This is a genomic window from Prosthecobacter sp. (genome assembly GCF_014879935.1).
Taxonomy (GTDB): domain Bacteria; phylum Verrucomicrobiota; class Verrucomicrobiia; order Verrucomicrobiales; family Verrucomicrobiaceae; genus Prosthecobacter.
This window is the reverse complement of the sequence record NZ_JACSRD010000123.1, coordinates 193,125-218,851: the sequence shown is the minus strand read 5'-3', so window position 1 is coordinate 218,851 and position 25,727 is coordinate 193,125. Positions and strand designations below refer to the sequence as shown.

Below are 25,727 nucleotides of genomic sequence, written 5' to 3'. Positions count from 1 at the left end.
GAATTCCGAGCTACGTGGAGTGCAGCTTCAGGCTGTGACCGTTTGCCGAGAGAGTGTGAGAAATGCGGGTTAGCGCTTTGCGGGTCGTCATTGGTTCAGCGCCCGTCGCCCGTCTTCACGAGGCGGATTCCAGCAGCGCCTCGCCGTCCGCCGCCTTCACTACGCGATAAAAGCACGTGGGACGCTTGGTGTGGCAGCAGCCACCGCCGTGCTGCTTCACCCGCAGCACCAGGGCGTCCTGGTCACAATCCGTGCGGATCTCCACGACTTCCTGGAATTCGCCGCTGGTGGCCCCTTTGTGCCACAGCTGGTTACGGCTGCGGCTCCAATACACGGCCTGTCCGAGTTCCAGCGTCATTTTGAGGCTCTGCTCGTTCATGTAGGCGAGCATCAGCGGCGCTCCGGTCTCCGCGTCCACCGCCATGGCGGGCATCAGGCCGTGTTCGTCAAACTTCGGGGCGAAGAGCATGCCTTCCTCAATGGCCTGCTTGGATTCACGGGCGGCGAACGAGATGGGAGCTTTGGCGGACATGTCGGGCGCATGCTAGCGGCTCTCCGAACGCGTGCAACCATTGGCTCCGACCCTCATTTGCCCGGGAAGATGGGCAGCATCTTGTTCAACAGGCCGGCGCCGGCCTTGACGCCGTTCTCCAGCACTCCACTGGCCCCATCGATGACTTTGCCGGGCACTTTGGCAGCCTCATCGCCCAGGATCGGCTTCAACAGCGTGTCGGCACCTTGGTTGATGAGGTTGCCTGGGGTGTCGAACACCAGCGACATGCCGGCCGCACCCATCAATCGCGCACTCAAGTCCTCCTTCGGCGAATCCATCGTCCCAGCAATGCGAACGCGGGTCCACTGCAAGCCGGGCGGTCCGTTCGGGTTCAGGGAGGTGAAGACGCGGTTGTCGGCCCCGGGGATGGATCTCAGCGTCTCCGGCGTGACTCCGAGCATGAAATCGCCTTCCACAGCCCTGCCAATGAAGGTCATCCGGCCTTCGATGCGCAGCAGGCCGTTCGACTGCACGATGACGTCCTCCACGTGCAAGGCCTCGCCCTGGGGGCGAAATGACGCGCTGCAAGCATCCAGGACGATTCGCTTGAAACGGGGGACCTTGGTGTACTCGACCAGTTTGTCGAGGATCGGCAGTCCCTGGAGCACTCCGCCCTGCAGGGAGGCGGCGGCCTTCCATGTCACGGGCGCTTGCGGCAGGCCGGAGGCCTCGATGTCGCCATCGATTTTGCCGGAGAGCCGGGGTTTCCAGGAGGCATCGAGGAATTCCTCCAGGGGGGCGCCTTTCACATGCGTGAATGTCTGCCACGCGCCGTGCTCCGCCTTCCAACTGCCGCGCACGGTGACCTCCGTCCCTTGTTTCCACCGCAGCACCGCGTTGCTCAACTGGACCTGCCCGGTCCCTACGCGCACCGAAGCCTGGGTGAGGTCCAGTTTCAGCGGGTCCTTCTGCTGCGGGGCGTTCAGGGGCGTTTGCAGCGTGCCACCATTCAATTTGATGCCCGCCGAGTTCTCGCCGCTGCTCCATCCGTTCATCCGCAGTCGCGAGTCCGCGATCTTCCAGCCTCCTTGCTCAAAAATGAAGCGTTGCGCATCGAAGCCTCCCAACTGGCTCTTCGTCGGGATGTGACGCCGCAGAAAGGCGGGGAGCCGCGCGAGGCCATCTTCATCGCTGCTGGATTCGCCGGACCACGAATCATCGCGCTTCGAAAACCGCAGGGCCAGATCATCTGCTCCCGCGTTCTGAATGCTCCACACACCCTGGCGGATGGCGCCGAAGTCGAGGCTGAAACGCACCCCGCCCGCGTCGATGTGCCATCCACCCGCGGTTTCGATCATCATTTCTGCGATGCCTGCGGCGTCATCACTCCACCGGACGGGAGCGATCCGTGCGCTGCCGCCGAACTTCGCCACGATCCTGGCCTCCAGCTTCTGGTGAAAGTCATCCTGGTGGACAAACGAGCGCAGGTAGTTCGTCACCAGCGTCGGGGCCAGCAGCATGAGCAGGAGGCCGGAGACAAGGATCAATCCGGCCAGCCACCACAGCCAGCGGAAAGGCGGGGACTTGGGCTGGCTCCTGCGGGCACGACGTTGCATTTTGGCAAAGAGTGAGATTTTTTCATCGCCACGGCCGCAGTCTCCGGCCTAGCTTGGCGCACCTTTTAACCGCTATGCTGAAAGCGCACAACGTCTGTCTTGAAGTCGATGGCCCGGGGGATTCGGAGGCGAATGCGTCGCTCCATCTCCTGCGCGAGGTCTCGTTTGAGGTGCCTCCTGCGCATCTCGTGGCGATCGTGGGGCCCTCCGGCTGCGGCAAGACCACTCTGCTGAAGGTGGTCACCGGCATCCTGCAACAGACTGACGGCGAACTGCTGTGGGACGGGCGCAATCTGAGTGAGGAGGAAGATCTGCACCCAGGCGACCTGGGCTATGTGCCGCAATTCAGCATCGCCTACGACCTGCTGACTGTGGAGGAAAGCATCGCCAGCGCGATGGCACTGCGCACGCAACTGGCCCAGACGGACGACTTTCTCGCATCACTCGATTACATCCTGGAGATCACCGGGCTTACCCATCTGGCCGAGCGGCAGGTGAAAGTGCTCTCAGGCGGTCAGAAACGTCGCCTCGGCCTCGCCTTGGAACTCGTGACCGACCCGTGCCTGCTGCTGTGCGATGAGGTCACCAGCGGTCTCGACCCGAAATCGGAACGTGAGATCACCGACCTGCTCCGGGTGCTTTCGCGTGGCCATCCGAAGCGTGTGGTCATCAATGTCACGCACAGCCTGGCCAGTCTGGATGCCTACGACAGCGTCATGGTGATGTACCAAGGTGTGCTGACGTATCACGGACCGCCACACTCCATGACGCACTATTTCGGCGTCGAGCATCCGGAGGAAGTGTATTTGAAGCTGACCGAGCGCAGCAACGGCGACTGGCACGAGTCCTGGGAGAAGTACCGCGAGACGTATTACAAGCGGCATGGCTTCGACGGCACGCGGGTGCTTCCTGAAGACGAAAATGCCGCCGTGCCGGCTGACGGACCTTCCCGCACCACCGTCCGCGAAAAACGCACCGTGGTCAGCCATGAGGCGCTGCCAAAGCCGCATGTCGATGTCATTCCGGAGCACCACGAGTTCCCGCCGATCGAGATGCCGTCGATGGTTTTGCAGTTGATCGAGCTGCTGAAACGGCGCTGGACCATTTTCCGCCGGGACAAGGCGCAGGTGTGGCTCCACCTTGCCATGCTGTTCGGCTTTCCTTTGCTCGTCGTCATCTTCGCCCTGGATGGCATCAAGCCGCTGCGTTCGCTCTCCACGCATCAGGAGGACAACATCGAAGTCGAATACCGGCAGCAGCAGCAGTTTGCCAGCGAGCAGCTCAAAGCAGGCGGCCTCGTCTCCGGTCTCGTCATGCTGCAGGTCGTGCTGGTCACCCTCATGGCCAGCAACAATGCCGCGCGCGAGATCGCATCCGAACGGCTCATCATGGAGCGGGAGAAGCTCGGCGGGCTGCATCCCTTCGCCTATGTCGGCAGCAAGGTCATCTTCCTCGGCCTGTTCGTGCTCGGACAAAGCCTGTGGATGGGATTCTTTGTCGATCTGGTCGTCGGCGGATTGCCTGGAGACCTCATCATCAAGCTGGCGCTGCTGGTGCTCGCGTCGGCCGCCATGACCAGCGTGTGTCTCGGCATCTCGGCGCTCAGCAGATCTCCTGAAAAATCGACCATTCTCTGCATCTACCTCGTCGGCTTCCAGCTTCCGCTCTCCGGAGCCGTCCTGACGCTTCCCGACTGGCTGGAAAACTGGGTGCAGCCCTTCATCGCGGCGTTCTGGAGCTGGAGCGGCAGCCTTTCCAGCATGCGCAGCACCGCGTTCTTTGACGCCGTCAAACGCGTGACCGACACCGATCTCGTCACACCCGGCATTGCGGCCTTCGTCTTGTTCGTCCACGTCGTCGTCGGCCTCGCCATGGCCTTCATCGGTGTGCAGAAAAGCCAGTGGGATTCATGAAGCCGGCCAGATCAAAGGTTCGGCAGGTTGTTCGCACACTGGCCTCCCCGGCATGTTTTGCCGTGCTTCTCACCTGTCTGGGCCTGCAGGGCGCGGAAGCGCAGATCTGGCAGGAACGCGCTGCGGAGCATGCAAGGTTGCTTTCACAGGTGAAATGGACGCCCGTGGCTGGGACGATGCCAAACCGGAAGGGCGGGTTCATTGAAGCATGGAAGGAGAACACAGGCGTGCTCTACTCCAGCGTGCGATCACAGGGGCGCTACATCGGTTTTGACCTCGGGCTGCGCACCTTCCTCGCGGCGGTGGAGAATCCGAAGAGCGTGCTCTACACCGAAGATCTCATGGGCAAGGTCTCGAACGCCGCCGCCTTCTATGGCGCCGTTTGCTCATCTTACACGAGTTACGCGCTCGGCTGCGGCATCTGGGAGGTGAGCCGTCGCTACGGGCCGCAGGTCAGTGAAGGAATCGTGCTGGTGGAACCGCAATCGGCTAAGTCTGCGCAGGTGGGGGACGTCAACTACACGCACTGCGAAGGGACATCACGACGATCCCATGATTAACTCGCTCCCGTCAAACGTCGTTGCAAGCGGCCGCCTGCCGCGAGCGTGGCTCATCGTCGGCGTGCTGTGGGTCGTCGCGGCGCTGAACTACCTCGACCGCATCATGATCACCACGATGCGGGATTCGCTCACGCAGGCGGTGCCGATGACGGACGCTCAATTTGGCCTGCTGACCTCCGTTTTTCTCTGGGTGTATGGTTTGCTCAGTCCGCTGGCGGGATTCCTGGCGGATCGTTTCAATCGCAGCCGCCTCATCGTGCTGAGTTTGCTCATCTGGTCGCTGCTGACGTGGCTCACGGGGCATGCGCGGAGTTTTGAGGAACTGATCGTCGTGCGGGCGCTCATGGGCGTGAGCGAGGCGGCGTATCTGCCAGCGGCACTGGCGTTGATTGCGGATTATCATCGCGGCAGCACGCGTTCGTTCGCCACGGGCATTCATATGACGGGTTTGAGCGTCGGCACGGGACTCGCGGGACTCGGTGGATGGCTGGCGGAGAAACAAGGCTGGCGCTTTGCCTTCGATGTCTTCGGTTGGTTCGGCATCGTCTATGCCATGGCGCTGTGGTTTGTGCTGCGTGATCCTGCGAAGCAAAGTAGCCCTCTCGCTCCGCGAGAGGAGCCGAGGACTGGCGATAGCTCTCCGAGTTCGCGAGAACACAATGCTCATCTTGCGGAGCAAGATGGCTACTCTGCTGCCGCCTCGACACCACGACTCGGTGATGCGCTCGCCAGCCTGTTTTCCAACCGCTCCTTCTGGCTGCTGCTCGCGTTCTGGGGGCTGCTGGCGCTTGCGGGATGGGCCGTGGCGGGATGGATGCCCACCTATTTCAAAGAGCAGTTCTCGCTCGGGCAGGGCGCGGCGGGGATCTCCGCCACGAGCTATCTCGCGGTGGCGATGTTTGCCGGAAAGCTCATAGGCGGTGCGTGGGCGGATCGATGGAGCCGCACGAATGATCGTGCTCGCATCCTGGTGCCTGCCATCGGCCTTTTCATCGCCGCTCCGGCCACGCTGATGCTTGCGAACACCAGCGTGCTCGCGCTCGCCATCGCCGGGCTGTGTTTCTATGGCCTCATGCGCTCGTTTTCGGATGCGAACCTGATGCCCATCCTGTGCCAGGTGGCCGACAGCCGCTACCGCGCCACCGGCTACGGCGTGCTGAATCTCTTCTCATGCCTCGTCGGCGGGATAACAGTCTATCTCGGTGGCGTGCTGCGGGATGCGCACATCAACGTGAGCACCCTTTTCATGGCCGCGGCAGCAGGAATGCTCGTTTGTGGCGTCTTGATGATCAGTGTGAAGCCCACGGCTTCAGCTTGAATGTGGTGGTAGCTTGTCGAGGCATGCGAATCGGCATCAGAGCATGACCGGCCGGATCACCTCGCCATAGACATCCGTGAGGCGAAAATCACGCCCGGCGTAGCGGTAGGTCAGCTCCTCGTGGTTGATGCCGAGGAGGTGGAGGATCGTGGCGTGCAGATCGTGGATGCTGGTCGGGTTTTCCTGCGCGGCGAAGCCGAACTCGTCCGTGCTGCCGTGCACGGTGCCGCCTTTGATGCCGCCGCCGGCCATCCACACGCTGAAGCCGTAGTGATTGTGATCGCGGCCGAGTTTCGACTTCGAGCCGCTCATCTCGACGGTCGGCGTGCGGCCGAATTCGCCGCCCCAGAGCACGAGCGTGTCCTCCAGCATGCCACGCTGCTTCAAATCGCTCAGCAGCGCCGCGATGGGCTGGTCGATGTCGTTCGAGAGCTTGCGGTGGTTCGTTTCGATGTTGTCGTGATTGTCCCACGGCTGGCCCGCGCCATGCCAGAGCTGCACCATGCGCACGCCGCGCTCCAGCAGGCGACGCGCGATGAGCGTCTGCCGCGCGTGTACGCCCTCGCCATACATCTTGCGGATGTGCTCGGGCTCCTGCGACACATCAAAAGCGTCCGCCGCCTCCATCTGCATGCGGAAAGCGAGTTCGAAGCTCTGAATGCGTGCCTCCAGCCGCGGATCGCTGCGCTCGGCCTTGTGCGCGGCATTGATGCGACGCAGCAGCTCGAGCTGGCGGAGCTGCACGCTCGTGTCGGCATGCGGGCTGCGGATGTTTTCGATCAAACGGTCCACCGCCTCATGCTTTGAATCGACATACGTGCCCTGAAACGCGCCGGGCAAAAACGCCGCCTGCCAGTTCTCCGCGCCTTTGATCGGCATGCCGCCGGGACACATCGCGATGAAGCCCGGCAGGTTCGAGTTCTCGCTGCCGAGGCCATACGTCAGCCATGCGCCGAGGCTCGGACGCGGCTGGATCGAGTCGCCGCAGTTCATGAGCATCAGCGATGGCTCATGATTCGGCACCTGAGCCTGCATCGAGCGGATCACCGCGATGTCATCCATGTGCGCCGCCGTTTTCGCGAACAACTCGCTCACCTCGATGCCGCTCTGTCCCCGTGGCTCGAATTTGAACGGCGAAGGAAAGGCCGCGCCCGTCTTTCGCTCCGTGATGCGATGACTCGGCACCGGTTTGCCTGCATACCGTGCCAGCGCCGGCTTCGGATCAAACGTGTCCACATGCGACGGCCCGCCATTGAGGAAGAAATGAATCACTCGCTTCGCCTTCGGCGCGTGGTGAGGCTTCGCCGCCTGCAAATCCGCCAGACCGAGCGCTGCCAAGCCCATGCCCGAGCGGGCGAGGAAGTCTCGGCGGGTGAGTGCGGGAGGCATGGGAGGGATACGCTTGGGTTATGCGCATGCTTGCTGCGCGAAGCGTCGTGGAGTGCGGCGGCAAGCGTTAGCGCGACACCGCTGTCGCCTGCCGGACGGTGCCCAATGGCCATAGAACACGTTCGCTGCGCTCGACGGCGGTGTCGCCGATGCAAGGTGCCCTTGCATCTCTGCCACCGCACTCCACGACGCTGGCGCGAGATTCGGTGCTCAATCCACAAACATGAACTCGTTCGAGAGCATGAGCACCGGCGCGAGCTGCCCTCACTACGCAGGGCTTGCGGGATTCAAGCGTCCAGCATCTCGTTCTCTTTTGAGAAACGGTCCCGGCTTCAAGACTGGCATCCCATAAAAGGATTCACCGAGCAGTTCGCCAAAGTCCGCGTGGTCGAGCGTGAGGAGCACGTCTGCCCATGCCAGTGCGCCAAAAAGGATTGGTTTGTCTTTCGGCACGGGAAAAACCACCGGGCGATTGATCGTGAGGACATCGTCCATGATGAGGATGGATGGACGCATGGCCGCCCAGTCCGCACTGGCTTGAAGAGGCAGATCAGGCAAATGACGCAACACCTCATCAATCGCGTAGTGAGTGGTCACCAGCAGCCAGCCATTGATTGAGGCCAGACGAAACACCTCGCGCGAGGCTCCTGTGGCAGAGGCAGCCGCCGAAAGCATGACGCTGGTGTCGAGGAAGAGCCTCATGCGCTTTGGCGAAATTGCTGCATGTCAGCCTCGTCCTCGGCGAACCATGCCGCCATCCGCTCTTTGCTGAACTGCCGCGGCGGTGGCAGTTCCCCACCCTCCGCACGCAGTCGGGCGGCCACAAACAGGATCAATTCCTGCTTCTGCTCCGGAGGCAGCGCTGCGGCGGCTTTTTCAATTTCAGCGAGTGTGCTCATGCGTTCAGTTTGAGGCAATGGAGCCCGTTAATCAACAAACATGAACTCGTTCGAGAGCATCAGCACCTGCGCGAGCTGCTCCCAGGATGTCAGCGTCGTTTTCGGCGAGGCGGTGAAGTCTTTTTTCGCGTCCCAGACTTCAGCGGGCACGTCGCCGCCGGAGCCGGCGATGGTTTGAGTGGTGCTGACTTGCGGTGACCAGAGGAATTGGTCGCTGTTCAGGCCGATGTCGATATCGACGATGAAATCGAGGGTGTCACCTTTCTGGAAGGCGATGGAGGTGAGGCTGAGGTCGGCTTTGGAGCCGTGGAGCTTGGTGCCGAGTAGTTTGCCGAGTCGGGAGTGGCTAACAAAGGCGCGGATGCCATCGCCGACCTTCGGTTCATGGATCAAGGTGGAGCGGAGGTCGTAGCGACCATCGGCAGGCGCGATCCAGCGACGCACGACGGCGTGCTGGCGGTTGTTGCCCGGGTGGCCGCCTTCGGCGGTGAGCTGTGCCCAGCCGAGCTTGGCATTCGGCCAGTCTTCGTCGCCTTGCCAGGCATGACCGGTGAAGTGCGGAAGCGGCGTGAAGGTCTTCACGCGGCCTGTTTGCTCATCCCATTCGCCAAAACCATGCTGCCAAGCTTTCGCCTGATCGTTTTCGACGACAACGGGCTTTTCATCGACGGCAACGAAGGACAGCGCGGAGGCCATTTCATCGGTTTTGGGGCTGCGTTGGAACAAATAGCGATACAGCAGGCCAATTCGCGCTTCGGGCGACTTTTCGGTCGAAACGCGTTTCACGAGCGCTTTGGCCTGCTGGACGAGAAACGGGTGATTGAGGCCAAATAGCGCCTGCTGCGGCACGGTGGTCTCGGTGCGTTGTGGGATGGAGAGGTCGGGATTCGCGAAATCGAAGGTGCGCATCACGGCGGGCAGATTTTCGCGATCGACGAAGGCGTAGAGCGTGCGGCGTGTGTTGCTGGCGGCGAAAAGCCGCTCGGGACGGCCACCGAGGCGCGGATTGAGCCGACCAGCGGCGGCTAGCCAGGCATCGCGGGCTTCTTCGAAGGTGAGACGATGCGGGACGTAGGACGAACTTCCAAGTTCGTCCATGGAACGAGCTTGGAAGCTCGTTCTACGATACGCCTCCGACATCATGATGAGCCGATGCATGTGCTTGATGCTCCAACCGCTGCGAATGAACTCGGTGGCGAGCCAATCGAGGAGTTCGGGATGAGTTGGCGCGCTGCCTTGCTTGCCAAAGTCGCTCGGGGTGCTCACCAAGCCACGGCCGAAGTGATGCTGCCAGATGCGATTCACCATGACGCGGGCGGTGAGTGGGTTGCGCGGGTCGATGATGGCCTGCGCGAGTTCGAGTCGGCCGCTGCCTTTGGTGAAGGGCGTTTGGTTGCCGAAGAGGCTCAGGAACTGACGGGGAACGGCATCGCCTTTCGTGAGCGGATTGCCGCGGGTGAAGACGCGTGGTGTGCTGGGTAGCGCGCGGTCTTTTAGAATGGTGGCGTAAGTCGGCGCGGTGCTTGTTTTGATGAGATGGCGGTCCACATCGCCCTGCGCCTTCCACAGCTCGGTGGTGACGCCGGTGGGGAAATACATTTCGATGTTCGCGATGTGCTCGTCGGGCACGAAAGCGGGCGAATCGGGCTGCTTCAGGCGTTCTTCGGTCAATTCGATGCCGGGATGCTTTTCGAGCCACGCGACGAAGCGATGGACGATGAAGGGATTGAGGTCGTTCGCGTCGAGGATCTGCCCGAAGACCTCCTCGGGATACTTGTCGAGCTCGCGCGTGGCCTGGAGGTAATCGGCGACGCGCTCACGCGTGCGTTTCATCTGCTCCTCGCGGCGTTTCGTCATGAGTTCGCGATTCTTTTGCTCCAATGCGGCGAGTTCGGCGTTTTCGCCGCTCGCGCAGGGCACGAGAGCCTCGGCGCAGCTTTGGAAGACACCGTAGAGCGCGTAGTAGTCGCGCGTGGGGATGGGATCGAATTTGTGATCGTGGCAGCGTGCGCAGGCGACGGTGAGCGCCTGCGTGCCGCGCATGACGACGTCGATGCGGTCGTCGATGATGTCGTGCGTGACGCCGAGGAAGCGCCGCCCGAGCGTAAGAAAGCCCATCGCGGCGAGATCGGGTGAATTCGGCGGCACGACCTGGTCCGCAGCGATTTGCAGGAGCAAAAAGCGGTCGTAGGGCATGTCGGTGTTTAATGCGTGGACGACCCAATCGCGGTAAGCGGAGGCATGCACCCAGTTCTTTTCCTCGCGGGCATAGACGTAGCCTTTGGTGTCCGAGTAGCGCGCGATGTCCAGCCAGTGGCGGGCTTGTTGTTCGCCGTAGTGCGGAGAGGCGAGGAGGGTTTCGATGAGCGTGGCGTAAGCTTCGTCGGACAGATCGGACGAGTCGGACGGTGGGAGGCCGGTGAGATCAAAGTGAGCGCGGCGAATCAGCGTGCGGGCATCGGCGCGAGTGGCGGACGTCGTTTGAAGATAGGCATCGATGCTGTTGGCTTTGCCGGGCTTCAGCGGCTGAAAGGCCCAGTGCTCCGCCGAGAAGAGACTCGCGGAGACTGACAGGACACTCAGTTGGAGGAGGCGGCGGAGCACGGCGGTGCTATTACGGCATCGACAGCGGCGCTTTGTCCGTTTATCTCGACGCATGTTCACAGGTCTCGTTGAATCCACCGGCAGCGTCATTTCCCTGGAGCCTCGCGGCGACAGCGCGCGACTGACCGTGAACGTGGGCGCGATGGCCGCCGAGCTGGTCGATGGCGAGAGCGTGGCGGTGAATGGCTGCTGCCTCACGGTGACGGCGAAAGATGCTGCGGCGCAGACGGCGTGCTTTGATCTGCTGATGCAGACGCTGAAGGTGACGAGCCTGGGTGATCTAAAGGCCGGATCGCTGGTCAATCTGGAGCGTGCGATGGCGATGGGAGCGCGGTTTGGAGGCCACTTCGTGCAAGGGCACGTGGATGCGACGGTGAAAATTCTCGATTGGAGCGAGCATGGGCAGGATCACCGGTTGGAAGTGGAGATTCCGGTGGAGCAGCGCGGTTTGATCATTCCGAAGGGCTCGATCTGCCTGGATGGCATCTCTTTGACCGCTGCGGAGGTGACGGAGAGCACGGTGGTGTGCTGGATCATCCCGCACACGTTCCAGGTCACGAATCTTCACACGAAAAAGCCAGGTGACCGGCTGAATGTTGAATTCGACATGCTGGGCAAGTATGTGCGCGAACTGATGCGGGCGATGAAGTGAGCGTCCATGAGGCCGGGCAGGCCGTTTCCTTTTCTCATGCCTGTTCTCGAAGTCGAATCCCTTACCAAAGCCTACGCGGAGCGTCCGATCCTGCGCGGCGTGTCGTTCAAGCTGGAGCAAGGCGAGCGTGTGGCGCTGCTGGGGCCCTCGGGCAGTGGCAAGACGACAGTGTTGAACTGTGTCGGCGGTGTGGATCGTGCGGACAGTGGTAGCGTGATGATCGCAGGCCAGGTTCTTGGCGATTTGAGCGCAGACGGGCTCGCGCAACTGCGGCGCAAGCACATCGGCACTGTGTTCCAGTTTTATCATCTGCTGCCGACGCTGAGCGCGGCGGAGAACATCGAGCTGCCGCTTCAATTACTCGGTGTGCCGACGAGCGAACGTGAGGCTCGGGTGCGGGAATTGCTGGAGCGTGTGGGCATTTCGCATCGGGCAGGGGCATTGCCGGGGCAGCTCTCGGGCGGGGAGATGCAGCGCGTGGCGATCGCGCGGGCGGTGGTGCATCGACCGACGTTGATTTTGGCGGATGAACCGACGGGAAGCCTGGATTCAGCCACGGGCGTGCAGGTGCTGGAGCTGCTGGCAGAGATCGTGAGTGAAACCAAGGCGGCGCTGCTGCTGGTGACGCACAGCCCGGAGGCGGTGAAACACTGCGAGCGTGTGCTGCGCATGCAGGACGGTCAAATCGTCGAAGGCGCATGAGTGCGGTGCTTCTCATCTTGAGGCGTTGTGCTTTGCGGCACTGGCGGCTGGCTTTGCGGCAGCAGATCGCGCTGATGTTGATCCTGGCGCTGGGGTCGAGCGTGTATCTGGCAGTGCGGCTGGCGAGCAACGCGGCCTTGTCGGGTTTTGAGACCTTCACGGATGGCATCACGCGGCAGCCGGACTGGACGGTGCAGGCCGTGAGTGGTGCTCTGCGCGAAGATGATGTGCGAGAGATGCGCGAGGTGCTGGGGCATCGTCCGGTGAGTTTGCTGCCGGTGGTGGAGGAGACGGTGACGCCAGCGGATGAGGGCGGAAATGGCGAGATCGGTTCGCGGGCGACGTGGCGGCTGCTGGGCGTGGATTTCGTCGCACTGCTGAATCTGCGTGGCGAGGCGCCGGCCGGTCTGGGCGCGAACTTGCAAGCGGTGCGTTCGGGCGTTTACGTGAGTCCGAAGCTCGGTGTGAAGGTTGGTGATGAGTTGAGGCTGATCGTGGATGATCGCGTGATCACGCTGACCGTGGCCGGTGTGGTGCCGGAGACGCCGGGAGTGCCGAGTTTGCCCAAACATCTGCTGCTGATGGATTTGCCGGGGGCGCAGTCGGTTTTGATGCGTGGTGACAAGGTGGATCGCGTGGAGGTTTTGGCACACGACAGTGCGTTGTTTCCGCAGTTGCGTGAGGAAACGGGTGAGTCGCTGAAATCGCGCTGGCAGGTGACGGGCGGGGCAAACCGGCGGCAGCTCGCAGGGACGATGACGCAGGCGTTCCGGCTGAACCTGACGATTCTCTCCCTGCTGGCGCTGCTGGTGGGCGGTTATCTCATTTTTCAGGCGCTGGATGGCGTGGTGCTGCGAAGGCGGGAGGAGATTGGGATTTTGAAATCGCTCGGCGTGACGGATCGGGCGATTCAAATGGCGTTTCTCATCGAGGCGGGGCTGCTGGGGCTGTGCGGTGGTGCTTTGGGCGTGTTGCTGGGCTGGTTCGGGGCACAAGGTGCTGTCGGTGGTGTGACGAAGACGATGAACGCGCTGTATGGCGCGACGAGCGAGCAGCAGGCGGCGCTGAGCTGGAGCGAAGCCCTGTTGGCGCTGTCGATCTCGATCCTGGCGAGCCTCATCGCCGCATGGTGGCCGGCGCGGATGGCCGCACGCACACCACCAGCGCAGATGCTCGGGCGACACGCGACGCCGTTTGAAGGCGGAACCGTGTGGCGTGTGGAATGGATCGGCTGGGCATTGATGCTGGCGGCCGTGTTGCTTGCGCAATTGCCGGTGTTGCGGCTGGCGAGCGGCACGCGGCTGCCGCTGGCGGGCTATGCGGCGGCGTTGCTGTGGCTGGTGGGTGCTGGATTGGTGGCGGGTGCGATGCTGAGAGGAATGGGCAGGATGGGACGGATGAGCGGAGCCGTGGCGAGAGTCGCGCTTTCGCATTTGCGGCGACCGACAGTGCGGCATCGCTTTGCGGTGGCTGCACTGGCCAGCGCGGTGGCGATGACGACGGGCATGTCAGTGATGGTGGCGAGCTTTGATCACACGATGCGCGGCTGGATCGACCGCACGATGAAGGCGGACATCTACGTGAGCAGCGCGGGGGCGCAGAGCGCGTCATCGACGCATTTGATTTCGTCGAAAACGGTCGAGACACTTGGGAAGGAGCCGGAGGTGGCGGAGCTGGCTTTTGTGCAGGCCAGGACGCTGCTGTGGAGCGGCGGTGAGGTGCTCATTCTCGGCGTTGATCCGGTGTTTGCGCGCAAGCATGGGCTTTACGCGTGGGTGGAGGCTCCGAAGCGTGGGGAATGGTGGAAGGCGGATGATGGCATCACTCCGGCGATCATGAGCGAGAGCTGGAGTGAGCGCTTCGGGACGCAGGTGGGCGATGTGATCGAGCTGGTGGGCCGCAAAGTGCGTGTGGTGGCGATGAATGCCGAGTATGGAAATGAGCGTGGATCATTGACGCTGCCTGCTTCAGCGTTTCGCGAGTGGTTTGAGACGGATGAGGCGTGGCGTGTGGCGATCATGCTGAAGCCGAACGTGGATGCGGAGGCGATGCGGGATCGCATGCAACGCCAGCAGCCGGGTCTGAGCGTGTTCACCAATGCGCACCTGCGGAGCGAGGCGCTGCGGATCTTCCGCCAGACGTTCGCGGTGACGCATGCGCTCGAGGTGATCGGCGTGATCGTGGCTGTGGCAGGTCTCGGACTGGCTTTGGCGAGCCTGATGCTGGAGCGGCGGGCGATTTTGGCGACGTTGCGATCGTTGGGCATGACGCGCAGGGAGCTTGCCAAGTCGGCGGCGCTGGAAGGGCTCGGCGTCGCCTGTGCGGGTGCGTTCACGGGCATTGTGGCGGGTTTGTGGCTGGGATGGTTGCTCGTCTATCGCATCAACAAGCAGTGCTTCGGCTGGACGCTGCAATTTCATGCCGTGTGGTGGCATCTGGCGGTGCTGGCGGCCGCCGTGATCGCGGTCGGCGTGCTGGTGGCCGCGCTGGTCGGACGATGGGCGGCGATGCTGCCGGCAGAACACACGGAGGAATGACATGCACGAGAATCTCATGATACCGAATGCGCGACAGCGTCCTGGAGTACTCCAGCGCTCTGGAGCTTTGCGAGAACCAGAAGGCACTCGAAAGCGCCGGAGGGCCGGCGCAGTCCAAAACGCTGTCGCGCTGATCGCATGCCTTTGCTTTTCAAGCTCCTTGGCCCAGACGACGGCGGATGGTTTTGCAATTCCGCAAGCGGGGCGTGTGTTTGAGTTTCCGCGTGATCATGGGAGCCATCCTGAGTTCCGCACCGAGTGGTGGTATGTGACGGGGCACCTGGATGCGGAGGCTGGACGGCGTTTTGGCTTTCAGGTCACGTTTTTCCGCCAGGCGAGGCGCGAGGATGGCAGGACGCTCCATTTGCATCTGGCGCACGCGGCGCTGCTGGATGCGCAAACGGGGCGGTTTGTGCATGAGGAGCGGTTGAACCGCGAAGGATGGGATGCGCAGTCATCTGAGACGACGCTGGCCGCGAGAAACGGGAACTGGTCGCTCAAGCTGGACGAGGCCACGCAGCGGATGCGCATCGCGGCGACGGTGAGGAGCGAGGTTTTGCTGCAACTGGAGCTGGAGGCGGTGAAACCACTGGTGGTGTTCGGAAAGGATGGCGTTTCGCGCAAAGGAGCGAGCGCTGAAGCGGCGAGCCATTACCTGACCTGGCCGCGTTTGAAGACCACAGGAACTGTCAAAGTGGGCACTGAGGAACGTCAGGTGAGCGGCGAGGCGTGGATGGATCACGAGTTTAGCAGCAGTCAGCTTGAGGCTGGGCAGGTGGGCTGGGACTGGGCGGCGATCCAACTCAAGGATGGCCGGGAGATCATGGTGTATCGCATGCGGCGGAAAGATGGCACCACGGACGCTTTCTCGACACTCGCAGTGGTGGAGCGCGATGGCAAAACGCGGCATGTGGCGAGCGATGCATTTTCCTGGGAGGTGCTCGGGAAGTGGAAAAGCCCCCGCAATGGCGCTGAGTATCCGATCCGGGCACGCATTCGGTTTGAAGGCGAATCATTTGAGCTGCGACCGCTGGCGGAGGACCAGGAGCAGGACGGCGGCATCACGCGGCTGCCGTATTGGGAAGGAGCCTGCGACGTGCTGGACGCGCACGGGCAGGTGGCAGGCCGGGCTTTCCTGGAACTCGCGGGCTATGCCGGTGACCTGGCGGGGCATTTGCGGTCCCAATGACCGGCTGGAGCGAACGGATTCGACTGGCAGCCGAATCTACGAGTATTTGACGTCCTTGCGCGGCTCCATCTCGAAGGCGGTCGATTCCTGCTCGGAGATGTTCGGCTTGAGGACTTCCTCGCGGAACTTGATGTAATGCGGGTCGTCCTGACAGATGGCGAGCTTGTCCATCGTCTCGACTTCGAGATAGACGAACCAGGGCCATGCGTCGGCCGGATTCACGCGCTTGCCAGTCTTGACGGCGAGCACCTCCGGCACGCGCAGGAGCATGACGCGAGTCTGCGACATCATCTGCTCCAGTTTTTCCTCCGTGACCTGGGGTTTGAGCTGAAACAGGCTGAGATAGGCGATCATGGAGGCGTGAAGGCGGGCTGAAGGAGCGCTGCGGACCGGCGGATCACGACTTCCAGTCGAGCACGCCCTTCTTCCAGGCGTAAACGAAGGCGACGAGCAGGATGGAGACGAACCCGGTGGCCACGGCCAGGATCGACGGACCGTGGGCGGCGATGAAGTCCTTGTAGATCACGGCCCAGGGGTAAAGGAAGACGACTTCGATGTCGAAGAGCACGAAGAGCATCGCCACGATGTAGAACTTCACACTGAAGCGGGGCTGGCTGTCGCCGACCGGGAGCATGCCGCACTCGTAGGCGGAGTCCTTGATCTCAGTGCGTTTGGCGGATTTGCCGAGCAATGCGGATGCGACCAGGGTCACGACGGCGAAGCCACCGGCGATGACGATTTGCAACAGGACAGGCAGGTAATTCTCAAACATGGGGGCGGAAAAAGACGCAGGATGGGTAGCGGAGGGCCGGGGCAGCGTCAAACCCGTAGAAAAGCAAAAGGGGCCGTCGTGCGCTCGGCAGGACGGCCCCAGTTTGGAGAAACGACGATTAACGACGGGCTGCCACCGCAGCAGTGCGGGCGGCGATCGCGGCGTTGTGGGCGGCACGGAGGCCTTCCAGGCCGCGGTAGGTCTTGCCCACCTTGGCGCAAAGGCCGCGGCTGACGAGGTTCTGCAGCTTCTCATAGGAACGCAGGCGGAGCATCTCCTCACCACCGCTGACGGCGTTCTTCAGCTTCAGGTTGTCATAGACCAGACCGAACAGGGTGTTGAACTCATATGTCTCCGGCTTGGAAAGGACATTGACGAGCTCGTCGGTGACATGGTCAGGGACTCGGCGTGAGAAACGTGTCTTGCGGGTCGGAGTGGTAGTAGCCATAGAGATGTTAAGCTAGCACGCCTTTACCAGGTCTGCGACGGATTTGTGCTCACCGCCCGATTTTTCTCCTACGCCGGGCATTGAGCACGAGAAATCTCCGCTTGACCACGTATGAACCTATTCGCCAATGCCTTGGGGTATGCACAACGGGTGGCCGGAGTGCCATGAATCGCACAGCACTGACCGTGCCCTGGCTGGGAAATTCCCTATTTTGCAGCAATCTTGTAAAGCGCGCCTTTCGCCCGCAGGAACAGCGCTCCATCAGCCACCACGGCGGAGGCCGTGATGGGTTCGGCCACCTGGTTTTTGCCGACCAGTTCGAACTTTTCAGGGGAGACGCGGACGATGAAGGTCTGGCCACGGTCGTTTGAGAACAGCAGCTTGTCCCCCACTACGACGGGGCCTGGCAGATGCTGGCCCTCCATGCGGTCCTCCCAGAGATCCTTGCCCGTTTTTGCCTCAACAGCGCTCACGATGCCGCCGCGGGTGGTTTGATACAGGACACCGCCCACCAAAACGGGCGCGGACTCGCTGGCGTTGCGCTTCTCCCGATCCCACAACACGTGGCTCTCGGTGATGTCACCGGTCATTTTGTCATCGATGCGAACGCCGAGCGTGTGAGCACGCTCCGAGCCGGTGTTGAGGATGAGCAGGTCACCGACACGCAACGGAGGAATGGCCGCGTTGAATCCGCCATGGCGGATCGTCCACAATTCCCGTCCCGTTTTGATGTCGTAGCCGAATGCCGCGCGCGACCCCACTGACACGAGCACCTCCTTGCCGCCGATCTCAAACACGCCGGGAGTATGGTAGGCTTTGCGCATGTCGCCATCGCGGGTGGGATGGCCGTCCTTGTCCAGGTCACCGTAGTCAGTGGTGCGGGCGGTCTTCCACACCGTCTTGCCGGTCTTTTTGTCCAAAGCGGTGACGAACTGCTGATCGATGCCATCGAAGGTGAGGATCAACAGGTCCCCATGAATGATCGGCGATGATCCAGGGCCGCGGTAGTGACGCACATTGATGTCGCGACGCTCCCAGACCTTTTCACAGGTCACCGGGTCGATCCGTGCGGTGCCGTAGGTGCCGAAGTGGACATACAGCGCATCGGCCTCCAGCACAGGCGACGGCGCGGCGTAGTTGTTCAGCGGGTTGCCCAGATCCTCCGGAGCCGCATTTTCAAAGACGACTTTGTGGTGCAGCACCTTCCCGCTGTGGCGGTCGATGCCATAAACGAACTGCTGCTTGCCGTCGGCGGTGGCAGCGGTGAACCAGATCAAATCCCCGCCAATCACCGGAGTTGAGTGACCTTCACCTTCGAGATCGATCCGCCAGGCGATGTTCTTCCCGGAAGCGCCGTCCCATTCGAGCAAAACCCGCGCCGCCTCGGCCGCCGGCACGATGCCATCACGCGTGGGGCCATTTTTCGCCGGCCAGAACAGCGGTGTGGTTGCCGGCTGGGCACCGAGCAGAGCGGGCACGAGGGCGAGCGAAAAAGCGGAGCGGAGGAGCGCGGTGGTCATGAGAGGGTGGAGATGGACGGAAACTGGAGAAGTTTCTTTCGCCCGGAAGAGAGCACGCACGGGCTCCCGCTCCAGCCGTATCCTTCACCAGCGTGAAATTGCTGTGCGAAACGCGCCCGCTGACGGCACAAAATCGGCGGCAGTCACGACAACCGCACAGGAGCATTGCCTTTGCTCCGGCTCTATGCTGGAATCGAAAACTCAACCACACCTCACCATGAAACACCTTCACCACATCATCGCGGCCATCGATTTCACGCCATCCTGCCGCAACGCGTTGCGTGAGGCTGTGCGCCGGGCGTCTCTGGATGGCGCGGCTGTCACCGCCGTCCATGTCATGGATGAGTTCCTCGTGCATGAGCTCAAAAAGGCGCTTGTCACAGACCAGGCCGCCGTCCGGGCCGACTGGCTGGAGCGTTTGAAAAAATTCGTCGCCGAGTCCGATGTCGGCGATGCGGCAGTGAGTGCCGAGGTGCGCATCGGTCATCCGTTTGTCGAACTCGTGGAGGCCTGTCGCGCCCACACAGCGGATCTGCTGGTCATGGGAGCCAAAGGATCGAAGAACGAGCCGCATCGCATCGGTGCGATTGCGGCCAAGTGCGTCCGCAAGGCGCCAGTCGATGTGCTGGTGGTCCGCGAAGACGCGCAAGGGCCCTTCAAGAAGATCGTCACCTGTGTCGATTTCTCCGAAAACTCGGCCAAGGCGGTGCAATACGCCCTCCATGTGGCCCGGCAGGATGGCGGAGCGGTGGACTGCCTGCATGTGTATCAAAGCGCGCTGGCCATGTCGCTCGATTACGGCGGCTTCGCCCCTTCCCTGCCTGGAACGATCGATCCCGAGGCGGTGGACAACTGGCGCAAAGACCTCGACGGCTTCCTCGCGCCTCTCATCCGGGACAGTGGCGGCGTGCAGGTCAACGCCTTGATCAAGGAGCGGGTGAACATCCGCGAGGCGATCCTCGATCACGTCGCTGAGACGCACGCGACGCTGGTCGTGCTCGGCACGCGTGGAAAAACCGGCCTGCGTGAGATGCTGATCGGCACCACGGCGGAAAAGATCGTCCAGAACGCCCCTTGCTCCATCCTGGCGATCAAACCGGATGGATTTGCCCCGGCGGCCGATTAAACACACCCCATGCCTCAAAAAGCACCCGTCGAGCCCAGCATTGCCGAATTGCAAGCTGCCCTCCAGGCCAGCGAGCAACGGGCCGCGGCCATCGTCGAGACCGCGGTGAACGCCATCATCACGATCGATGAGAACTGCATCATCGAGACGGCGAACAGCGCCACCGAACGACTGTTCGGCTACCGCCGTGACGAGATCATCGGCCACAACATCAGCATGCTCATGCCCCAGCCTTACCGGGAGAGGCATGACAGCTACGTGAACAATTACCTGCGCACCGGCAAGAAGCGCATCATTGGCATCGGCCGCGAGGCCGTGGGGCAGCGGAAGGACGGCTCCGTCTTCCCCCTGGACCTCTCCGTGGGCGAGGCGGTGCTGCCGAGCGGGCGGCGCATCTTCACCGGCATCATCCGCGATCTGACTGAGCGCAAGGCGCTCGAGGACAAGATCCTCCACATCAGCGAGGAGGAGCAGACCCGCATCGGTCAGGACATTCACGATGATCTTTGCCAGCAGCTCGCCGCCATCGGCTGCCTGGCCAAGGTGGCGCAGAAAAGCCTCAGCAACAGCGGCAGTCCCGAGGCGGCGAGCCTGGAGGAGATCGTCAAACTCATCGCAAAGGCCAACACGCGCGCGCGTGAGACCTCGCGCGGCCTGATGCCGGTCGTCCTCGATGCTGGCGGCCTCATGGCGGCCTTGAAGGAGCTCGCCGACAGCACCGCGCGCGCCTTTGAGATCCACTGCGAGTTCCGTTACGACAATCCGGTGCACATGCAGAGCACCCAGATGGCCGTGCAGCTTTTCCGCATCGCCCAGGAGGCTGTGTCAAACGCGATGAAGCACAGCCAGGCGAAGCGGGTGGACATCCACCTCGCCCGGCACAGCGGAAACATCGTCCTTACGGTTCGCGACGACGGCGTCGGCATTCCGGACAAGGCCTCCAAAGGCACCGGCATGGGCCTCTTGACCATGAATCATCGCGCTCAAATGATGGGCGGCACTGTCAAAGTCACACCACGCCCGACGGGCGGCACCCAGCTCACATGCAGCGTTCCCGCACCAGCAAAGCAGCCGTAAAAAACATCATCCTCGTCGATGATCATCCCATCATGCGTCACGGGCTCGCGCAGCTCGTGCGTGCCGAGGCGGGCCTGGCCGTCGCTGGCGAGGCCGGCAGCGCACGTGAGGGTTTGGAGGTTGTGGAGAAGCTCAAGCCCGATCTCGCCGTCATCGACCTCACCCTTCCGGACAAGAACGGGCTGGAACTCGTGAAGGACATCCGCGCCATGCATCCGGCCACCCAGTGCCTCGTGCTTTCGATGCATGACGAGACGTTGTATGGCGAACGTGCGTTGCGCGCCGGAGCGCGTGGCTATGTCATGAAGGAGGCGGCGGCGGATCACCTCATCACGGCCATCCACAAGGTGCTCTCCGGCGGACTGTTTGTCAGCGAGGCTCTGAACCTGCGCATGCTCGAGCAGGTCACCGGCGTCTCACGCAACAAGGCCTCCGGCATGGACGCGCTCACTGACCGTGAGCTTGAGATTCTCACGCTCATCGGCAAAGGCGTGCCCACGAAGAACATCGCAACGCAGCTCAACATCAGTGCCAGGACCGTGGAAGCTCATCGCGCCCACATCAAAGAAAAGCTCGCCATCACGGACGGTGCCGCGCTGGTGCGTCATGCGGTGCAGTGGGTCGAGAGCAGGTCGAAGTTATGAGCCCGCCTCGTCATTCCGCATGTTTGAAGGCCGTTTTTGAATGAGCTTTGCGCAATGCATCAACACCCCTTTTTTCGAAGGGCCGCTGGCGGATTTACGAAGGGAAAACAAGCCCAAAGATTGATTAAATTTGCGTTGACGCTCCTTGGGGCGCTCTCATAACCTCCGCGCACGGCAACAGCCGCCAACAACACTATGGCCAAGAAAGCAACCAAAGCAGCTAAGAAAGCTCCAGCTAAAAAAGCAACCAAGCCCAAAGCTAAACGGAAACCCAATCCTGCCCTCATGAAGCCGGTGCAGCCTGACGCGGTCCTCGGTGCCGTCGTCGGAACCAAGCCCGCTCCGCGTGGTCAGATCACCAAGAAGCTCTGGGACTACATCAAGAAGAACGGTCTCCAGGACGCCAAGAACAAGCGCAACATCAATGCCGACGACGCATTGAAGGCCGTGTTCGGCGGCAAGAAGACGGTGACGATGTTTGAGATGACCAAGCTGGTCTCCAAGCACATCTCCTGATTCAGTCCTGCATTCCTCGTCGCCGCGTCCGGCCCAGCCGGCGCGGCGCTTTTTTTGCCCGCGCATCACACCGTGTGCGGCACGTAGTCGATCTCCATGAACTCCGCCACCTCCGGAATCCAGCGTTGCCGCACGAAGGCCGTGTGATCCGGATGATCGTTGTAAAGCGCATACGCCGCAGAGTCATCGAACTCCATCGACAAGCCGAAGGTGTAGCTGTTCTTCACGCTTGTCTGCCGCAGGCACTCAAACTTCTTCACGCTGGGAATGCTGGCGAGTTCACAGGCGGCATTGAGAAATTCACGCTCGGCCTCGGAACCTGGGGCGTGTTTAAGACGGAAGACAACAGTGTGGCGTATCATGCGTGCCATCCAACGCGCTCAGAAGTCCCAGCGTTGCGCTTTTCCTTTTTCTGGAGCCACTTCGATGGAGTCGATCTCTGAATCCGGCAGATAGACACGCAGCGTGCCCAGCGGGCCGGAGTCCTTCAAATCGACATGCAGTTCCTGCCAGCCGCCCGCTTTGACCTCCAGCGCCGTTGAATGCACAAGGCTCGGATCGGCGGACGTGTTCGGCAGTGAGTCGATCTTCCCCGCTCCGCCAGCGGCACTGCGCACGCGCAGCTTCACCACAGCAGGCCCGTTGATCTTCGCCATCCCGTGTCCCAAAAAGGCAGCGCCTTTGCCAGTGCCTTTCATCGTCAAAATGCCATCCGCCACCGTCGCCTTGCAGCCACGTTCCTTCCAGTTGTCGAGCGGATCAGTCTTCTTGGCAGGCACTTTGGCAGCCACCGGCTTGTAGGCTGGATTCGGGCGCGGATAGAGCGCGCCTGTGTCTTTCAGGAAGCCGTCGATCAGGGCATCGAGCTCCTTCACCTTCTCCGGCATCGTTGTGGCGAGGTCCTTGGCCTCACCAAGATCGTTGGTGAGGTTGTAGAGCTCATGCGTGGCCGGATTGCCGAACCACCGCAGCAATTTGAAGTCACCGCTGCGCACCCACACGCCACCGGCACGATTCGCTCCGGCATGCGGATGATAGTTGAAGTAAGCGGTGCGGCCGAGATCGCCTTCGCCCTTCAACACCTTGGCGTAGCTGACGCCGTCAAAGGTCTGCTTCTCCGGTTTGGCGATGCCAAGCAGGTCGATCAACGTCGGATACACATCGACCGGTCCCACGACAGCGTCATCCGTGCCTCCCTGGGCGATCTTGCCGGCCCAGGACCACATCAAAGGCACGCGTGTGCCGCCTTCGTAGAGCGTGCCTTTGCCGTCACGCAGCGGCGTGTTCATGGTCGGCGGCTGAGAGCCAGCCCACTTCTGCCAGTCTTCGCTGGCGGATTTTTTGCCTTCAGCCGAGATGTTGCTGTGCGTGTTGCCGCCGTTGTCGGAGTAAAAGATGATGATCGTGTTGTCGGAGATTCCCTGCTTGTCGAGTTCGTCCAGAATTCGGCCGAAACACTCGTCCACACTCTTCAGCATCGAGCCCATGATCGGATTCCCCTGCCTGCCGCTGGGATCTTTCTTCGCCGCGAAGTGCTTCGTGTATTCCTCTTTGTGCCCCCACGGGCCATGCACGCCATAACACCATAGATTCAGGAAGAACGGCCCTCCTTTGCTGCCCTGGATGAATTTGACCGCCTCGGCCGCCTGCCGGTCCACGATGTATTCACCCACAGGGCCATCCGTGATGGTTCCGACGCGCTGCTTGGCATTCGGCTTGCCTTCCGGCACCACTGCATAGGGCGAGAAATATTCCCCGGGCGGACCCGGATCGGGATGGCAGTGGAACGCGACGTCAAAACCCTGCTGCTCCGGCCAATGTGGCTGCGTGAGACCGAGGTGCCACTTGCCGATGTGGGCCGTGCGGTATCCAGCGCTCTTCAAAGTCTCCGCCAGCGTGATCTGCGCCGGTTCCAGGTAGTTTTTGCTCTCCGGCAGCAGCATCGGCGCGTTCGCTGGCGCTGTTTCCGGCAAAAACCGATGACCCGCCGGTTGCGGCGGCTGGTGGCCGCTCGCCGTCGTGATGCCATGACGCGCAGTGTATTGGCCGCTCAAGATGCTCCCACGGGTCGGCGAGCACAACGGCTGCGAGTAGGCGTTGGTGAAGCGCATCGCCTTCTTTGCGAAGCGGTCGATGTTCGGCGTCTCGTAATAAGTCGAACCATAGACGCCCGAGTCCATCCAGCCCATGTCATCGGCGAGGAACAGCACCACATTCGGCTTCGAGGCAAAGAGCGAAGAGCTGAGGACGAAGAAAAGGGAAAGTGCAACGCGGTTCATGGCGCGCTGGGAACGACCGGCGGCGGCCGGGAATTGCGGTCAAAACAGAGTTTGCGCCGAAACGGGCCTGCGCTCTCCTCTGCGCCATGCTGGAAGCCTTTTTCAAGCTGCGTGAACATGGATCATCGGTCCGCACCGAGTTCATCGGCGGCGTGACCACGTTCATCACCATGGCCTACATCATGGTGGTCAATCCTGCGATCCTGTCCTTCGCAGGCATCCCCGCCGGCCCCGGTACGGTGGCTACCATTCTGACAGCGGTCTTCGGCTGCGCACTGATGGGATTGCTCGCAAACCGGCCCATCGCCGTGGCTCCTTACATGGGTGAGAACGCCTTCATCGCCTTCGGCCTCACAGCGCTCGGAATTGGCTGGGAGCAACGTCTGGGCGCGGTGTTTGTCAGCGGCGCGTTGTTTCTGATCACCACGCTGCTCGGAATCCGTGGCTGGCTGGCGAATGCGGTGCCTGTGAGCCTCAAACACAGCTTCGCCGTCGGCATCGGTCTGTTCCTCGCCTTCATCGGCCTTCATGAAACCGGCATCGTGACCAGTTTCGTCACGGGAATGCCTGTGCAAGCTTTGCAAACGAATGCCCAAGGACTGCTGGCCGCTCCAGCGGTGCCGGTGAAGATCGGAAACCTCCATGATCCGCAGGTTCTGCTCGCGATTGCCGGTTTTGTGCTCACGGCGGTGCTCATGATCCGCAAAATTCGCGGCGCACTGCTGATGGGCATCTTTCTCACGGCGGTGACAGGTGGTTTGCTCGGATTCGGTCATGCGCCCAAAGCCCTGACCGCGCTGCCGTTCACCGGTGAATATGATTTGAGCGCCATCGCGTTCAAACTCGACCTCGCCGGTGTTTTGCGGCTCAGTTTCCTGCCCGTGCTGCTCACGCTGTTCCTGATGAGCTTCCTCGACACGCTCGGCACGCTGACCGGGCTCGGCGCGGCGGCGAACATGCTCGACGAGAAAGGCAATTTCCCGCAGGTGGAGCGTCCGATGCTGGTGGATGCGCTGACGTGCATGTTCAGCGGCGTGGTGGGCACTTCGACGAGCGGCGCTTACATCGAATCCGCCACGGGAATCAGCGAAGGCGCACGCACGGGTCTTGCCGCGCTAGTCACAGCCGCCTTGTTTGCCCTGTCGCTGTTTTTCATTCCTCTGATCGAGCCGCTGCAGCAACTCCGCTTCGCCTACGGGCCGGCATTGATCGCCGTGGGCGTGCTGATGGCCGGGTCGGTGCGCCGCATCGACTTTGACGACCTCACGGAGTGGATTCCGGCCTTTGTGGCCATCGTGATGATGCTGTTCACCTACAACATCGCCAACGGCCTCACCGCCGGTCTCGTGGTGCACCCGCTGCTGAAGCTTGCCGCCGGGCGCAGCGGCGAATTGAGCGCAGGCACGGTCGTTCTGGTGCTGCTGTGCGCCGCGTATTACATCTTTGGCCTGCCCCACTGATTCTGTGGGCTCA

24 protein-coding genes are annotated in these 25,727 nt (G+C 61.9%); 12 read left to right on the top strand and 12 right to left on the bottom strand.

Features of this window, described 5'->3' with window-relative positions; genetic code table 11:
• Positions 1 to 115: 115 nt before the first annotated feature.
• Together hisI and IAE77_RS10000 are read right to left on the bottom strand one after the other, a co-directional pair.
• The gene (gene hisI, locus IAE77_RS10005; protein WP_294225535.1) at positions 116 to 532 is read right to left on the bottom strand and encodes a phosphoribosyl-AMP cyclohydrolase; all 417 of its coding nucleotides are present in this window, start codon (positions 530 to 532) and stop codon (positions 116 to 118) included.
• Between the two features lie 53 nt (positions 533 to 585).
• Entirely contained in the window at positions 586 to 2,109 is a 1,524-nt protein-coding gene (locus IAE77_RS10000) for a hypothetical protein (protein WP_294225533.1), read from the bottom strand.
• A 74-nt stretch (positions 2,110 to 2,183) separates the two neighbouring features.
• Between IAE77_RS10000 and IAE77_RS09995 the strand changes: the two genes are divergently transcribed.
• The 3 genes from IAE77_RS09995 (at position 2,184) to IAE77_RS09985 (ending at position 5,900) form a co-directional block, all read left to right on the top strand.
• Entirely contained in the window at positions 2,184 to 4,022 is a 1,839-nt protein-coding gene (locus IAE77_RS09995) for an ATP-binding cassette domain-containing protein (protein WP_294225531.1), read from the top strand.
• Positions 4,023 to 4,084: 62 nt separating this feature from the next.
• On the top strand, positions 4,085 to 4,582 hold the full coding sequence (locus IAE77_RS09990) for a hypothetical protein (RefSeq protein ID WP_294225528.1): 498 nt from the start codon (positions 4,085 to 4,087) through the stop codon (positions 4,580 to 4,582).
• Positions 4,575 to 5,900 carry an MFS transporter gene (locus IAE77_RS09985; RefSeq protein ID WP_294225525.1) on the top strand — a complete coding sequence of 442 codons (1,326 nt, stop codon included), beginning with the start codon at positions 4,575 to 4,577 and terminating at the stop codon, positions 5,898 to 5,900. Before IAE77_RS09990 ends, IAE77_RS09985 begins: the two co-directional genes overlap by 8 nt.
• Positions 5,901 to 5,936: 36 nt before the next feature.
• Here IAE77_RS09985 and IAE77_RS09980 read toward each other — a convergent pair whose 3' ends face one another.
• From IAE77_RS09980 to IAE77_RS09965, 4 genes are all read right to left on the bottom strand, one after another.
• Positions 5,937 to 7,289 (bottom strand): DUF1501 domain-containing protein, encoded by a 1,353-nt coding sequence (locus IAE77_RS09980; RefSeq protein WP_294225522.1) that lies wholly within the window; start codon positions 7,287 to 7,289, stop codon positions 5,937 to 5,939.
• Between the two features lie 267 nt (positions 7,290 to 7,556).
• Complete coding sequence (locus IAE77_RS09975) at positions 7,557 to 7,991, bottom strand: hypothetical protein (protein WP_294225520.1); 435 nt, start codon at positions 7,989 to 7,991, stop codon at positions 7,557 to 7,559.
• Positions 7,988 to 8,188 carry a hypothetical protein gene (locus tag IAE77_RS09970; protein WP_294225517.1) on the bottom strand — a complete coding sequence of 67 codons (201 nt, stop codon included), beginning with the start codon at positions 8,186 to 8,188 and terminating at the stop codon, positions 7,988 to 7,990. Before IAE77_RS09970 ends, IAE77_RS09975 begins: the two co-directional genes overlap by 4 nt.
• A gap of 27 nt (positions 8,189 to 8,215) precedes the next feature.
• Positions 8,216 to 10,792 carry a DUF1549 and DUF1553 domain-containing protein gene (locus IAE77_RS09965; protein WP_294225515.1) on the bottom strand — a complete coding sequence of 859 codons (2,577 nt, stop codon included), beginning with the start codon at positions 10,790 to 10,792 and terminating at the stop codon, positions 8,216 to 8,218.
• Positions 10,793 to 10,844: 52 nt separating this feature from the next.
• Here IAE77_RS09965 and IAE77_RS09960 point away from each other — a divergent pair, with 52 nt between their 5' ends.
• The 4 genes from IAE77_RS09960 to IAE77_RS09945 all read left to right on the top strand — a co-directional run bounded on the left by IAE77_RS09960 (position 10,845) and on the right by IAE77_RS09945 (position 15,872).
• Complete coding sequence (locus IAE77_RS09960) at positions 10,845 to 11,444, top strand: riboflavin synthase (RefSeq protein WP_294225512.1); 600 nt, start codon at positions 10,845 to 10,847, stop codon at positions 11,442 to 11,444.
• A gap of 36 nt (positions 11,445 to 11,480) precedes the next feature.
• Positions 11,481 to 12,146, top strand: a complete 666-nt coding sequence (locus IAE77_RS09955; protein ID WP_294225509.1) for an ABC transporter ATP-binding protein — start codon at positions 11,481 to 11,483, stop codon at positions 12,144 to 12,146.
• Positions 12,143 to 14,683, top strand: a complete 2,541-nt coding sequence (locus IAE77_RS09950; protein WP_294225506.1) for an FtsX-like permease family protein — start codon at positions 12,143 to 12,145, stop codon at positions 14,681 to 14,683. The genes IAE77_RS09955 and IAE77_RS09950 overlap by 4 nt, the downstream gene beginning before the upstream one ends.
• Positions 14,684 to 14,843: 160 nt before the next feature.
• Positions 14,844 to 15,872 carry a lipocalin-like domain-containing protein gene (locus IAE77_RS09945; protein ID WP_294225504.1) on the top strand — a complete coding sequence of 343 codons (1,029 nt, stop codon included), beginning with the start codon at positions 14,844 to 14,846 and terminating at the stop codon, positions 15,870 to 15,872.
• A gap of 36 nt (positions 15,873 to 15,908) precedes the next feature.
• Here the strand turns inward: IAE77_RS09945 and IAE77_RS09940 are convergent, their stop codons facing one another.
• From IAE77_RS09940 to IAE77_RS09925, 4 genes are all read right to left on the bottom strand, one after another.
• Positions 15,909 to 16,226, bottom strand: a complete 318-nt coding sequence (locus tag IAE77_RS09940; protein ID WP_294225500.1) for a Dabb family protein — start codon at positions 16,224 to 16,226, stop codon at positions 15,909 to 15,911.
• 43 nt (positions 16,227 to 16,269) lie between these two features.
• The gene (locus IAE77_RS09935; RefSeq protein WP_294225497.1) at positions 16,270 to 16,644 is read right to left on the bottom strand and encodes an NADH-quinone oxidoreductase subunit A; all 375 of its coding nucleotides are present in this window, start codon (positions 16,642 to 16,644) and stop codon (positions 16,270 to 16,272) included.
• Positions 16,645 to 16,762: 118 nt separating this feature from the next.
• Positions 16,763 to 17,092, bottom strand: coding sequence for a hypothetical protein (locus IAE77_RS09930; RefSeq protein ID WP_294225494.1), 330 nt, complete (start codon positions 17,090 to 17,092; stop codon positions 16,763 to 16,765).
• A 206-nt stretch (positions 17,093 to 17,298) separates the two neighbouring features.
• A complete protein-coding gene (locus IAE77_RS09925) occupies positions 17,299 to 18,612 on the bottom strand; it encodes a PQQ-binding-like beta-propeller repeat protein (RefSeq protein WP_294225493.1) in 1,314 nt (437 codons plus the stop codon).
• 217 nt (positions 18,613 to 18,829) lie between these two features.
• Here IAE77_RS09925 and IAE77_RS09920 point away from each other — a divergent pair, with 217 nt between their 5' ends.
• The 4 genes from IAE77_RS09920 to IAE77_RS09905 all read left to right on the top strand — a co-directional run bounded on the left by IAE77_RS09920 (position 18,830) and on the right by IAE77_RS09905 (position 21,975).
• Positions 18,830 to 19,738: a universal stress protein gene (locus IAE77_RS09920; RefSeq protein ID WP_294225490.1), complete on the top strand. Its 909-nt coding sequence runs from the start codon at positions 18,830 to 18,832 to the stop codon at positions 19,736 to 19,738.
• A 9-nt stretch (positions 19,739 to 19,747) separates the two neighbouring features.
• Entirely contained in the window at positions 19,748 to 20,815 is a 1,068-nt protein-coding gene (locus IAE77_RS09915; protein WP_294225487.1) for a PAS domain S-box protein, read from the top strand.
• Entirely contained in the window at positions 20,782 to 21,459 is a 678-nt protein-coding gene (locus IAE77_RS09910) for a response regulator transcription factor (protein WP_294225484.1), read from the top strand. Before IAE77_RS09915 ends, IAE77_RS09910 begins: the two co-directional genes overlap by 34 nt.
• A gap of 285 nt (positions 21,460 to 21,744) precedes the next feature.
• A complete protein-coding gene (locus IAE77_RS09905; RefSeq protein ID WP_294225481.1) occupies positions 21,745 to 21,975 on the top strand; it encodes an SWIB/MDM2 domain-containing protein in 231 nt (76 codons plus the stop codon).
• A 65-nt stretch (positions 21,976 to 22,040) separates the two neighbouring features.
• Here the strand turns inward: IAE77_RS09905 and IAE77_RS09900 are convergent, their stop codons facing one another.
• Together IAE77_RS09900 and IAE77_RS09895 are read right to left on the bottom strand one after the other, a co-directional pair.
• Positions 22,041 to 22,337: a Dabb family protein gene (locus IAE77_RS09900; protein ID WP_294225478.1), complete on the bottom strand. Its 297-nt coding sequence runs from the start codon at positions 22,335 to 22,337 to the stop codon at positions 22,041 to 22,043.
• 18 nt (positions 22,338 to 22,355) lie between these two features.
• Entirely contained in the window at positions 22,356 to 24,254 is a 1,899-nt protein-coding gene (locus IAE77_RS09895) for a sulfatase (protein WP_294225473.1), read from the bottom strand.
• An 86-nt stretch (positions 24,255 to 24,340) separates the two neighbouring features.
• On the opposite strand from IAE77_RS09895, the gene IAE77_RS09890 reads away from it, so the two are divergent.
• Positions 24,341 to 25,714, top strand: a complete 1,374-nt coding sequence (locus IAE77_RS09890; RefSeq protein WP_294225469.1) for an NCS2 family permease — start codon at positions 24,341 to 24,343, stop codon at positions 25,712 to 25,714.
• The last annotated feature ends 13 nt before the right edge of the window (positions 25,715 to 25,727 follow it).